This window comes from Thiocapsa sp. C2-2m (assembly GCF_041903745.1).
In the GTDB taxonomy this organism is placed as follows: Bacteria; Pseudomonadota; Gammaproteobacteria; order Chromatiales; family Chromatiaceae; genus Thiocapsa; species Thiocapsa roseilacustris.
The window spans coordinates 73,765-85,730 of the sequence record NZ_JBBWVD010000003.1; the positions used below are offsets into that span (position 1 = coordinate 73,765).

Annotated in this window: 10 protein-coding genes; 7 read left to right on the plus strand and 3 right to left on the minus strand. The window is 64.1% G+C overall.

Features of this window, described 5'->3' with window-relative positions:
• Positions 1 to 3: 3 nt before the first annotated feature.
• The 3 genes from ftsA (at position 4) to lpxC (ending at position 3,878) form a co-directional block, all read left to right on the plus strand.
• Complete coding sequence (gene ftsA, locus AADX97_RS03035; RefSeq protein WP_374231521.1) at positions 4 to 1,239, plus strand: cell division protein FtsA; 1,236 nt, start codon at positions 4 to 6, stop codon at positions 1,237 to 1,239.
• Positions 1,240 to 1,542: 303 nt separating this feature from the next.
• The gene (gene ftsZ / locus AADX97_RS03040; RefSeq protein WP_374231522.1) at positions 1,543 to 2,715 is read left to right on the plus strand and encodes a cell division protein FtsZ; all 1,173 of its coding nucleotides are present in this window, start codon (positions 1,543 to 1,545) and stop codon (positions 2,713 to 2,715) included.
• Between the two features lie 251 nt (positions 2,716 to 2,966).
• Positions 2,967 to 3,878 (plus strand): UDP-3-O-acyl-N-acetylglucosamine deacetylase, encoded by a 912-nt coding sequence (gene lpxC, locus AADX97_RS03045; RefSeq protein ID WP_374231523.1) that lies wholly within the window; start codon positions 2,967 to 2,969, stop codon positions 3,876 to 3,878.
• Here lpxC and AADX97_RS03050 read toward each other — a convergent pair.
• Positions 3,875 to 4,432, minus strand: a complete 558-nt coding sequence (locus AADX97_RS03050) for a DciA family protein (protein ID WP_374231524.1) — start codon at positions 4,430 to 4,432, stop codon at positions 3,875 to 3,877. The two genes, lpxC and AADX97_RS03050, sit on opposite strands and share 4 nt — an antisense overlap.
• Before the next feature lie 402 nt (positions 4,433 to 4,834).
• Between AADX97_RS03050 and AADX97_RS03055 the strand changes: the two genes are divergently transcribed.
• From AADX97_RS03055 to AADX97_RS03070, 4 genes are all read left to right on the plus strand, one after another.
• Entirely contained in the window at positions 4,835 to 5,521 is a 687-nt protein-coding gene (locus tag AADX97_RS03055) for a M23 family metallopeptidase (RefSeq protein ID WP_374231526.1), read from the plus strand.
• A 130-nt stretch (positions 5,522 to 5,651) separates the two neighbouring features.
• Positions 5,652 to 8,510, plus strand: coding sequence for a preprotein translocase subunit SecA (secA, locus tag AADX97_RS03060; protein WP_374231527.1), 2,859 nt, complete (start codon positions 5,652 to 5,654; stop codon positions 8,508 to 8,510).
• An 8-nt stretch (positions 8,511 to 8,518) separates the two neighbouring features.
• Positions 8,519 to 9,760 (plus strand): bifunctional glutamate N-acetyltransferase/amino-acid acetyltransferase ArgJ, encoded by a 1,242-nt coding sequence (gene argJ / locus AADX97_RS03065; RefSeq protein WP_374231776.1) that lies wholly within the window; start codon positions 8,519 to 8,521, stop codon positions 9,758 to 9,760.
• Positions 9,757 to 10,707 (plus strand): Nudix family hydrolase, encoded by a 951-nt coding sequence (locus AADX97_RS03070; RefSeq protein WP_374231528.1) that lies wholly within the window; start codon positions 9,757 to 9,759, stop codon positions 10,705 to 10,707. The genes argJ and AADX97_RS03070 overlap by 4 nt, the downstream gene beginning before the upstream one ends.
• A gap of 5 nt (positions 10,708 to 10,712) precedes the next feature.
• On the opposite strand, the gene yacG is transcribed toward AADX97_RS03070, so the two are convergent.
• The gene (gene yacG, locus AADX97_RS03075) at positions 10,713 to 10,925 is read right to left on the minus strand and encodes a DNA gyrase inhibitor YacG (RefSeq protein ID WP_374231529.1); all 213 of its coding nucleotides are present in this window, start codon (positions 10,923 to 10,925) and stop codon (positions 10,713 to 10,715) included.
• Complete coding sequence (gene zapD / locus AADX97_RS03080) at positions 10,922 to 11,689, minus strand: cell division protein ZapD (RefSeq protein ID WP_374231530.1); 768 nt, start codon at positions 11,687 to 11,689, stop codon at positions 10,922 to 10,924. Before zapD ends, yacG begins: the two co-directional genes overlap by 4 nt.
• Between the last annotated feature and the right edge of the window lie 277 nt (positions 11,690 to 11,966).

Here is an 11,966-nt window from a genome sequence, read left to right on the forward strand (position 1 = left end):
CGGATGTCGAGACGTAACGACAAGAATCTATTGGTGGGCCTGGATATCGGGACATCGAAGGTCGCCGCCTTGGTCGGCGAGCTCAAGGACGACAACCAGATCGAGATCATCGGTATCGGCACCCACCCTTCGCGGGGTCTGAAGAGGGGTGTGGTGGTCGACATTGAATCGACCGTCCAGTCGATTCAGCGTGCGGTCGAGGAGGCCGAGCTAATGGCCGGCTGCGAGATCCACTCGGTACATGCCGGGATCGCCGGCAGCCATGTGCGCAGCCTCAACTCGCACGGCATCACCGCGATCAAGGAGGTCGAGGTCACCCAGGCGGATGTCGATCGTGTCATCGATGCGGCGCGCGCCGTGGCGATCCCGGCCGATCAGAAGATTCTGCATATCCTGCCGCAGGAATTCATCATCGACGACCAGGAGGGCATCCGCGAGCCGATCGGGATGTGCGGCGTGCGGCTCGAAGCCCGCGTGCACATGGTCACGGGTGCAGTGAGTGCGGCGCAGAACATCATCAAGTGCATCCGTCGCTGCGGCCTCGAGGTCGATGACCTGGTGCTCGCGCAGCTGAGCTCGAGCTACTCGGTGCTCGGCGACGACGAGAAGGAGCTCGGTGTCTGTGTCGTCGACATCGGCGGCGGGACGACGGATCTCGCCGTCTTCACCGACGGGGCGATTCGGCACACCGCGGTGATTCCGATCGCCGGCGATCAGGTCACCAACGACATCGCGGTGGCACTGCGCACGCCGACCCAGCATGCCGAGCTGATCAAGGTCAAGCATGCCTGCGCCCTGGCGCAACTGGCGGCCAACAGCGAGTCCATCGAGGTGCCGAGCATCGGCGATCGCCCGCCGCGCAGGCTCTCGCGCCAGACCCTGGCCGAGGTGGTCGAGCCCCGTTACGAGGAGCTCCTGACCCTGCTCCACAACGAGCTGCGGCGCAGCGGTTTCGAGGACTTGGTCGCAGGCGGCGTGGTGCTGACCGGCGGCAGCTCGAAGATGGACGGTCTGATCGAGCTGGCCGAGGAGGTCTTCCACATGCCGGTTCGTCTCGGCGTCCCGCAGTACGTGATCGGGATGGACGAGGTGGTGAACAATCCGATCTATTCGACCGGCGTAGGCCTGTTGATGTACGCGCGTCAGCACCGTTTCTCGCGGCGTCCGGAGATCGGAGATTCCGCCGGCCTGCGTGGGGCTTGGTCGCGGATGCGCAGTTGGTTTCAGGGCAATTTCTAATGGAACCGCGTAGGGTGCGACATTGCGGCATTTACCTGTCGGACGGGCGTTGCGCGGATCCAGGCGCTTCCAGCCAACGCGGTTTAAGTGGCCAGGATGATCCTGCAACGGAGCTCAGGTCCCGTTGCAGAAGGGTTGGGATGGGTCTTCCATCAAACCCCATCGGTCGGGGGGCCGCGGCCTGCGGTCTCGGGCTGCGACGCATCTTGCGTCGCGGCGGTGTCGGGGGGCGTCCGCGCCGAGGCGCGCACGTACGAGGTTATATAGGTCGTGCAACAAACGCATTCGAGAGGAGACAACAGTATGTTTGAGCTTATGGATACCCACAGTCAGAACGCCGTCATCAAGGTCGTCGGCGTCGGTGGCGGCGGCGGGAACGCGGTCAACCACATGGTCGCCGCGACCATTGAAGGGGTCGACTTTATCTGTGCCAATACCGACGCTCAGGCGTTGAAGAGCTCGCAGGTGAAGACCATCCTCCAGCTCGGTGCCGGCATCACCAAGGGGTTGGGTGCGGGTGCCGACCCCGAGGTCGGTCGCAATTCCGCGATGGAGGACCGCGATCGCATTCAAGAGGCGCTGGAAGGTGCGGACATGGTTTTCATCACCGCAGGCATGGGCGGCGGGACCGGCACGGGTGCCGCGCCGGTCGTCGCGCAGGTTGCGAAGGAGCTCGGGATCCTGACGGTTGCGGTCGTGACCAAGCCGTTTCCGTTCGAGGGGACCAAGCGTCGTCGCATCGCCGAGGAAGGGATTGCCGAGTTGGCCAAGCACGTCGACTCCTTGATTACCATCCCCAACGAAAAGCTTCTGGCGGTTCTGGGCAAGGATATGAGCCTGCTCGGTGCCTTCAGCGCTGCCAACGACGTGCTGTTGCATGCGACCCAAGGCATTGCCGAGCTGATTACCCGTCCGGGGCTGATCAACGTCGACTTCGCCGACGTCAAGACCGTCATGTCGGAGATGGGCGTGGCCATGATGGGAACGGGTGCCGCGCGCGGCGAGCATCGTGCCCGCGAGGCGGCCGAGGCCGCCATCCGCAGCCCGCTGCTGGAGGATATCGACCTTGCCGGTGCGAAGGGCATCCTGGTCAATATCACCGCCGGACTGAGCCTGACCATCGGCGAGTTCGACGAGGTCGGCAATACGGTGCGTGATTTCGCCGACGACGATGCAACGGTCGTGGTGGGCACCGTGATCGATCCGGTGCTGGACGACGAGCTGCGGGTCACCGTCGTGGCGACCGGGCTGGGCGAGCGCCGCGTTATGCTCAAACGTCAGGGTGCCCAGGAAGCGGCAGCGATGCATCTGGTCAGCAGTACGGGCAGCAACGAGAGTGCGCCCAACTACAACGACCTGGGGCGTCCCGCCATCTATCGCCGCGGCGGCGGCGCCGCAGCGGTGGCGGAAGCAGTGGTCGAGAGCGATCTCGACTATCTCGATATCCCGGCGTTCCTGCGCCGCCAAGCGGATTGATCAGGGGTTTCCCTGTATCCAATAGTTCTTATAAAACAGTTATCTTCAAAATGGTTCGTCATTGATCTTGATAAACGTCGGGGAAAACCCTAAGCTTGTCGGCAGGTGGCTCGCGTGCGAGCCGCAAAACAACATGACGAATGGAAAACGATCGTGGCTCCGGCATGGATTCGCCGGGTCACGCTCGGTCGTCGATCAGCCGGCAACGGATGCCGACAGCCGCCACGGCTTGCGATGGGAGACCTCGACCGATGCTCAAGCAGCGTACTTTGAAGAATGTGATCCGGGCGACTGGCGTCGGTCTGCATACCGGCGAGAAGATTCCTTTGACCTTGCGGCCGGCGGCTCCCGATACGGGGATTATCTTCCGCCGGGTCGACTTGGAGGCGCCCGTCGAGATCAAGGCGACACCCTTCAATGTCGGCGACACCCGTCTGTCGACGACCTTGGTCAAGGGCGATGTTCGCGTCGCGACAGTCGAGCATATCCTGTCGGCCTTTGCCGGACTCGGGATCGACAACGCCTATGTCGATGTCGGCGCCGCCGAGGTGCCGATCATGGACGGCAGTGCCGGGCCCTTCGTGTTCCTGATTCAGTCGGCGGGGATGGAAGAGCAGAATCGCGCCAAACGATTCATCCGAATCAAGCGGCCGGTCGAGGTGCGCGACGGCGACAAGTACGCCCGCTTTACGCCTTACAACGGCTTCAAGGTGGAGTTCTCGATCGACTTCGACCACCCCGCGTTCCATGCACGGTCCAACCGAGCGATCGTGGACTTCTCGACGTCCTCGTTCGTGAAGGAGGTCAGCCGGGCACGAACCTTCGGTTTTCTGCGCGAGATCGAGGCCTTGCGTGCTCAGAATCTTGCCTTGGGCGGCAGTCTGGACAACGCGGTCGTCGTGGACGAATACCGTGTTCTCAACGACGAAGGTTTGCGTTACGAAGACGAGTTCGTTAAGCACAAGATCCTGGATGCGATCGGCGACCTCTATCTCCTGGGACATACCCTGATCGGGTCCTTCCAGGCACACAAGTCCGGGCATGCGCTCAACAACAACCTGCTGCGGGCCTTGGTGGCCGACGCCAGTGCGTGGGAAGAGGTGGTGTTCGCAGACTCCGCCGAATCTCCCATCTGCTATGCGCATCCGTTGGCACTGGCTTAGTCCGCATTCGGAGCGTGCGTCGTTCCGGCGTCGGGCGCTCCCAGCGGCTCATCCCTTCCGTCCCCGGCCGCCGTTTTAGCGGCCGGGTTATGGTGGTTGGCGAAACGCCGAAAGACCTCGGCCAACGTCGGGTCCGGCATCCCGTCCGCCGCGGCGAGCAGATGTGCGATCGCTCGACGGCTCAACCGGCTGCCGCCGCTCGGTGGCACCGCTGGACCTTGAGCTGGCTCGGCTGGTTGTCCCGTTTTAGTGTCGCGTTCCGTCCGAATCCGGACCTGAGTCGCGACCTTGACGACGCCGTCGCGCTCGAGCGATCGACTCAGGTCCTCGATCAGGAAGCGTGCGCGGGTAACCCAGGCCGGCGAATCGAAAAAGAGTGTCAGGACACCATCGGCAAGCACGGCGTCGCGGCAATGCGCCCGCAGCGGATCCGGGAGTCGACTCAGCACCATCCCGAGCAATGCCAGCTCGCGGTCTCTGTGCTCCAGATGCTTACGAATGAGACGGTTGGACTGAAGCAGCTCGCGAACATGAGCCAATCCCGGATGAAGCATCGGAGGTAATCCTCGACATGCAAATGGCTGACCGAGAGCCATTCCGATGGTTGCTCGCGCCGAAAAACGAATCGACCTGAGGCCGGATTGTGGCGACAATCGCGCTTTGTGCCCAGCGCCAATACAGCTTAAGACCGCAGCAGAGGGAAGACGATGCACCACCTCGACCGACGAAAAACCGATCGTGGACAGGCCGTTATAACACTCTTGGCCGTAACCTTGTTCACCGTAGCTGGCGTAGGATTGGGATTTTGGATAGGGCATTACCAACATCTGACGACACTTGTCGACAATCAAGCTCCGCCGGCGCTCACTCCCCGATCCTCGCCCGCTCCTCTTCTACCTATTGCCGATCCTGCCGCCTCCGACGATCTCGATGCGATTGCCTCCCGCGTCGGTGAGATGCAAGCCGAGCTCTTCAGGCTCAACGCACTCGGCGAGCGACTGGTTCAGATGTCCGGACTGAGCCCCGAAGAATTCGATTTCGAGAATCCCCCTCCGCGGGGCGGTGCCGAAGACGGGCCGGCGCGAGACTTTACGATCCGTGAGATCGCGAGCGAGCTCGGCAGCATGGTCAGTCTGGTGCAGGATCGCAAGCGTAAGCTCGAGGTCCTCGAAGATGTCATCCTGGACAAGGACCTCACCGCGCAGGCGATGCCCTCCGGTTGGCCGGTCCGCTCCGGTTACATCACCTCGAGATTCGGTTTTCGGGTACATCCCATTAAGAAAAGGCGCCTCTTTCACGACGGCGTCGACTTCGCAAGTCCACGCGGAACACCGATCGTCGCCGTCGCCGACGGTGTCGTGACCTTTAGCGGTCGCAAGGGTGGATACGGGCGCATGGTCGATATCCGGCATGTCAACGGGCTGGTCACGCGCTATGCCCACAACCAGGACAATCTGGTCAAGGAGGGCCAGATGGTCCGGCAGGGACAGAAGATCGCGACGGTCGGGTCCTCCGGGACCGCGACCGGTCCGCATGTCCATTTCGAGGTTCTCAAGGACGGTAAGGCGGTCGATCCCTTCCGCTATATCGACCGTCAGCCCAGGCCCGTGCTGGCCGGCGCGTCCGAGGATCAACCCGGCTAAACCGCGCCCAGTGCGGTATGTGAGGTTTTTGGATGGGATCGGCCCCGGGCGCGCATCCGATGCCACCTGCGGTTGTCATTGAATTCCGGTATCATGCCGGGATTTTCCCGATAGGTCTCAAACGTATCCGATGGTCAAGCATCTGTTCAAGAAGGTCTTCGGCAGCCGGAATGACCGGCTCGTCAAGACCCTGCTCAAGTCCGTCGCACGGATCAACGCCTTCGAGCCCGAGCTCGCGCCACTCTCCGATCAGGCCCTCGCCGCGAAGACGACCGAGTTTCGGGAGCGTCTTGCCGCGGGCGCCGATCTCGAAAGCCTGATCCCCGAGGCATTCGCGGTCGTGCGCGAGGCATCCAAGCGAACGCTCGGCCTGCGCCACTTCGACGTGCAGATGGTCGGCGGCATGGTGCTCAACGACGGGAAGATCGCCGAGATGCGCACCGGCGAGGGCAAGACCCTGGTCGCGACCCTTTCGGCCTACCTCAATGCGCTCCCGAGCAAAGGCGTTCACGTGGTCACGGTCAATGACTATCTGGCTCGCCGCGACGCGGCCTGGATGGGGCAGATCTACCATTTCCTGGGCCTGTCCACCGGCGTCATCAATTCATCGGGCGGGACGGGTCCGGACTCCGCATCCTACCTCTTCGATCCGAGCTACGAGCCGCCGGTCGGTCAAGGTTACCGCCACATGCGCCCGGTCTCCCGCAAGGAGACCTACGCAGCGGACATCACCTACGGCACCAACAACGAGTTCGGGTTCGACTACCTGCGCGACAACATGGCCTTCGTGGCCGAGCAGCGCGTGCAGCGCGACCCCTTCTACGCCATCGTCGACGAGGTCGACTCCATCCTCATCGACGAGGCGCGTACCCCGCTCATCATCTCCGGTCCGTCCGAGGGGAGCACGGATCTCTACAAGCACATCGACAAGATCATCCCGCGCCTGACCCGCCAAGCCCCCATCACCAACGAAGAGGGTCAGCCCGACTTCGGTCCCGGTGATTATTCGGTCGACGAGAAGGCGCGCCAAGTCTATCTGAGCGAGGAGGGCCACGAGCACGTCGAGCAGATGCTCGTGGAGATCGGTCTCCTCGCCGAGGAAGGCGGTCTCTATGATCCGGCCAATATCGTCCTGATGCACCACGTCTACGCGGCGCTGCGTGCGCATGCGTTGTTTCAGAAGAACGTCGAGTACATTGTGCGCGACGGTCAGATCATCATCGTCGACGAGTTCACCGGGCGCACCATGCCGGGCCGGCGTTGGTCGGAGGGTCTGCATCAGGCGGTCGAGGCCAAAGAAGGGGTCGCGATCCAGCCCGAAAACCAGACGATGGCCTCGATCACCTTCCAGAACCTCTTTCGGCTCTATCCCAAGCTCTCGGGCATGACCGGCACGGCGGATACCGAGGCCTACGAGTTCCAGCAGATCTACGGTTTGGAGGTCGTCGTCATCCCGACCAATCAGCCCATGGTCCGCGAGGATCGGGGCGACCTCGTCTATCTGACCCAGGAGGAGAAGTACGAGGCCATCGTCGAGGATATCCGCGACTGCATCGCCCGTGGCCAGCCCGCCCTCGTGGGTACCGCCTCGATCGAGACCTCGGAGCTGATCGACCGACTGCTCGGCGAGCAGAAGATCCCGCATGAGGTCCTGAACGCCAAGCAGCATGAGCGCGAGGCCGGAATCATCGCCCAGGCCGGCCGTCCCGGCGCCATCACCATCGCCACCAACATGGCCGGTCGCGGGACCGATATCGTGCTCGGCGGCAATCTCGAGTCCGAGCTCGAGGAGGCCGGTCCCGACGCCGATCGCGACGCCATCCGCGCCGCCTGGAAGGAACGCCACGCCCGGGTGGTGGCGTCCGGCGGACTGCATGTCGTGGGCACCGAGCGGCACGAGTCCCGTCGTATCGACAACCAGCTGCGCGGTCGCTCCGGTCGCCAAGGCGACCCGGGCTCCTCGCGCTTCTATCTGTCGCTCGAAGACAATTTGATGCGTATCTTCGCCTCCGACCGCGTCGGCAAGATGATGCAGAAGCTCGGCATGCAGAAGGGCGAGGCGATCGAGCACCCCTGGGTGACCAAGGCGATCGAGAACGCCCAGCGCAAGGTCGAAGGGCGCAACTTCGATATCCGCAAGCAGCTGCTCGAATACGACGACGTCGCCAACGATCAGCGCAAGGTCATCTATCGCCAACGCCGCGAGCTGATGGACTGCGTCGATGTCTCCGATACCGTCACCGCGATGCGCGACGATGCCCTGACGCGTCTGATCAATACCTATGTGCCGCCCGAGAGTCTCGAAGAGCAGTGGGACGTGGAGGGACTGAGTGTCGCGCTGAACGAGCATTTCGGCGGTGACTGGCCGATCCGCAAGTGGCTCGACGAGGATGACTCTCTCCACGAGGAGCCGCTGCGCGCACGCATCCACGATACCCTGGCTTCGGCCTATGCCGAGCGCGAGAAGCTCGTCGGCTCGCCGACCATGCGCCAGATCGAGAGGGCGGTCATGCTCCAGACTCTCGACACCCAGTGGAAGGACCATCTCGCCGCGATGGACTATCTGCGCCAAGGGATCCATCTGCGTGGCTACGCACAGAAAAACCCCAAGCAGGAGTACAAGCGCGAGGCCTTCGAGATGTTCTCCGCGATGCTCGACAGCATCAAGCACGACGTCGTAGCCACCCTCGCCAAACTCCAGGTGCAGACGCAGCCCGGTTCCGAGGCCCAGCCGGTCGCCGCGCTCGGGGCGGCGCCTGTTCGGGAAAGGGAGTTCGAGTTCAAGCACGAGCGCTTCGAGGGTTTCGGGCCGGGGCCAGGGTCCGCGGAGGACGCGGAGCCCGACCGTCGCGACCGGGCGAGCGCCCGCGGTGCCGAGGACGCGCATGCTCAACCCTATGTCCGCGGCGATCGCAAGGTGGGCCGCAACGAGCCCTGTCCCTGCGGCTCGGGCAAGAAGTACAAGCAATGCCACGGCAAGGCGAGCTGAGCGGCACCATGACGCCGTCCGAGCAGCCCACCTCCGATCACGGCGAGTCGGACCAAACCTGGCTTCCCGTCGGGGGCGTGCGTCTGGCCACGGGGGCGGCCGGCATTCGTTATCAGGGACGTGACGATCTGGTCATCCTGGAGCTCGCCCCCGGCAGCCGATGTGCGGCCGTCTTTACCCGCAATGCCTTCTGCGCCGCGCCCGTGAGGGTCGCCAAGGCCCACTTGGGTCAAAGGATGCCGCGCTACCTGCTGATCAACGCCGGTAACGCCAACGCCGGGACAGGTCGGCGCGGGATGGCGGACGCCGAGGCGAGCTGCGTGGCACTCGCTGCTGTCGGCGACTGTGTCGCGGAGGAGGTCCTGCCCTTCTCGACCGGTGTGATCGGCGAGCACTTGCCGGTCGATCGTATTTCCTCCGCACTGCCGGGCTTGCTCGGTCGATTGCATGCATCCGATTGGCCCGCCGCGGCGCGGGCCATCATGACCACGGATCGGGTGTCCAAGTTGGTTTCGCGCCGCTTCCAGATCGACGGGTGCACCGCCTCGATCACCGGGATCGCCAAAGGCGCCGGGATGATCTGTCCGAACATGGCGACCATGCTCGCCTTCATCGCGACCGATGCCGCCGTGTCGCCCGATCTGCTCCACGCCTGCTTGGGCTCGGCGGTCGCCCGCTCGTTCAATGCCATTACGGTCGACGGCGATACCTCGACCAACGACGCCTGCGTGCTGGCTGCAACCGGGGCCTGCGGGAACACAGAGATCCGCGACGGCGCGTCGCCGGAGTACGCTGCACTCCAGAGCGCCGTCGATGCGGTCTGCCTTGAGCTGGCGACCGCCATCGTTCGCGATGCCGAAGGTGCGACCAAGCTGGTGACCGTGCAAGTCGAAGGCGCGGCCGATGTCGAGGAGGCCCGCGCGGTCGCCTACACCATCGCCCATTCGCCCTTGGTGAAGACGGCGCTCTTCGCGTCCGATCCCAATTGGGGCCGCATCCTGGCCGCCGTAGGACGTGCGGGTCTTCGGGATCTCGATATCGATCGGATCCGAATCCACCTTGGCGAGGTCTTGATCGTCGATGCCGGCGGTCGCGCACCCGACTATACCGAGGAGGCCGGAGCCGCCGTCATGGCCGAGCCCGAGATCCTGATCAGCGTCTCGCTTGGTCGGGGTCCGGCCGAGGCACGGGTCTTGACCTGCGATCTCTCCTACGACTACGTCCGGATCAACGCCGAATACCGCAGTTGAGCGTCGAGCTGATTCATGTGATGGTCGGCGCGATTGCCGACCCGGTGGGACGCGTGCTGGTCACCAAGCGCCACGATCACGTCCATCAGGGCGGACTGTGGGAGTTTCCGGGTGGCAAGCTCGAGTCCGGCGAGTCGCCCGAGCAGGGCCTAGCGCGCGAGCTGGCCGAAGAGCTGGGCATCGAGGTCCGCGACAGCCGTCCGCTGATCCGCATCCGACACCATTACGGCGACCGGCTTGTTCTGCTGGATGTCCGCCGTGTCCGATCCTACGCGGGCGTCCCTGTCGGTCTGGAGGGTCAACCCCTCGCCTGGCAACGACCCGAGACCATGGATCCGGCCTGCTTCCCCGCGGCCGATCGCCCCATCATCACCGCGCTGCGTCTGCCCGGCCGCATGTTGATCACGGGTCCGGACCCGCTCAGACCCGAGGTCTTTCTGGCGCGCCTGGCGCGCGCCGTCGCGAGCGGCATAAGGCTCGTCCAATTGCGTGCGCACGAGCTGGATCAGGCCGACTATCGGAATCTGGCACGAGACGCCTTCAGGCTCTGCGCGCAAAGCGGTGCACGTCTCCTCTTGAATCGCGATCCTTACGAGACGCTCGATATCCCGCGTCACGGCCTGCATCTCCACGGCCAGACCCTCGCAGGACTGAGCGGGCGTCCGGGTCTGCCCGACGACCTCGTCGGTGCCTCTTGTCACGTGGCCGAAGACCTCCTGCGCGCGGCGCGCCTCGGGCTCGACTATGCGCTGCTCTCGCCCGTTCAGCCGACCGCCTCGCATCCGGACGTCGAGCCGCTCGGCTGGCGCCGCTTCGCCGAGCTTGCCGACGCGGCGACACTCCCGGTCTATGCGCTGGGCGGCTTGACGGGTTCGGATCTGGAGGTCGCCCGTGAGCATGGCGCGCAGGGTGTGGCGGCGATTCGAGGCTTTTGGCCGATCGATTGATCGGTTTAATGTGCCCCCGGCGAACGCTCGCTCATAGGCGAATCCTCGTCGGGATCCTCCTCCGTTCCGGGGATTCGGTGATTCTCGTCCAGCCACTCGCCCAGATCGACCAAACGGCAGCGCTTGCTGCAGAAGGGGCGCCACGGTGACTCCGGACCCCAAACGACAGACTTGCCGCAACGCGGACAGGCGACGATCGTGTGCGGGACGCGGTTCAAAAGACGCAGCAGGTCAGCTTGAAGGGGATGTTTTCCGGGATCTGAGACGGCCGCCCTTGGGATCCGGTCTTCATAAAACGGATGCTGAAGCGGCTCTTGTGTCCGCTGATCTCGGGATAGAGTGTGCCGGACCCGTTGATGCCGACCCGTACCATCTGCGCAGGCGCCTGGACATCGAGTGACTCCTGGAAGAAACCGCCCTCCGCGAGCACCTGACGCGGCGCTGCGCTGGTACGGGCAAGCGAGAGGAGGAGTCGGATCGCCCGCTCCGCCGGCCGGAGATCCTGCAGCCAGTGGTCGAGTCGCGCCTGCCTGACCTCCGGCGCCTGGATGAGCCAGTGATGGAACTGGGGCAAATCGAAGCTGCAGGCCCCGCCCGGAATACTGCTGCGCTGGGAGACGCTTTTGAGAAGATCGTCCTCGCGGGCGATCTGCCCGATGGGTCCGGACAGGCGTTGGACGCCGCCGACGGCATCTGCAAGGTCGCGGAGCACCTGCTCCAATGCCCGCGGATCCACCCCGGGCTGATCCCCGAAACGTTTGAGGGCGGCCATGTTGCGATCGAGCTCCTTGAGCAGCTCGTTCTTGACGTCCGCGCGCGCGGTCACCGAGGCGATGTCGAGTAAGGTCTCGACAGCGACCCGGGTCGCCCAGGCGTCGTACTGAGGCGCGAAATGGTTGAGTCGCTCGAACAGATGCTCGATCCGCAGGAAGGTGCGGACGCGCTCGTTCAGCGGATGCTCGAAGGTCATCAGTGTCGACACAAAGGCGCCTCGGGGCTCGGCGCGACCCGGATCCGGTCATCTCGGCTCGGTCGGCGCGGCGGTCGTTCCAACGTCACGCACCCATCGAAGCGATGCGCGATACCATGGCGGGAATTCTCCCGATTTCGCGAGGGGTTGTCACGCTATCTCGCCAAAACCGCCGGTTTTCGCGCTGCGCGGCAGGGTCGCATGCCCAGGGCACTGCGCCACCGTTTTTCGGATGCCTCTATCATCGGCCAGTTGCCTTGGGGCACTGCTGTGCTGAACGCGAGTATAT

What these genes read in the sequence shown, in the direction of transcription:
- ftsA (WP_374231521.1), top strand. Translation starts at nt 4, where the DNA reads ATGTCGAGACGTAACGACAAGAATCTATTGGTGGGCCTGGATATCGGG.
- ftsZ (WP_374231522.1), top strand. Translation starts at nt 1,543, where the DNA reads ATGTTTGAGCTTATGGATACCCACAGTCAGAACGCCGTCATCAAGGTC.
- lpxC (WP_374231523.1), top strand. Translation starts at nt 2,967, where the DNA reads ATGCTCAAGCAGCGTACTTTGAAGAATGTGATCCGGGCGACTGGCGTC.
- AADX97_RS03050 (WP_374231524.1), bottom strand. Translation starts at nt 4,432, where the DNA reads ATGCTTCATCCGGGATTGGCTCATGTTCGCGAGCTGCTTCAGTCCAAC.
- AADX97_RS03055 (WP_374231526.1), top strand. Translation starts at nt 4,835, where the DNA reads ATGCAAGCCGAGCTCTTCAGGCTCAACGCACTCGGCGAGCGACTGGTT.
- secA (WP_374231527.1), top strand. Translation starts at nt 5,652, where the DNA reads ATGGTCAAGCATCTGTTCAAGAAGGTCTTCGGCAGCCGGAATGACCGG.
- argJ (WP_374231776.1), top strand. Translation starts at nt 8,519, where the DNA reads ATGACGCCGTCCGAGCAGCCCACCTCCGATCACGGCGAGTCGGACCAA.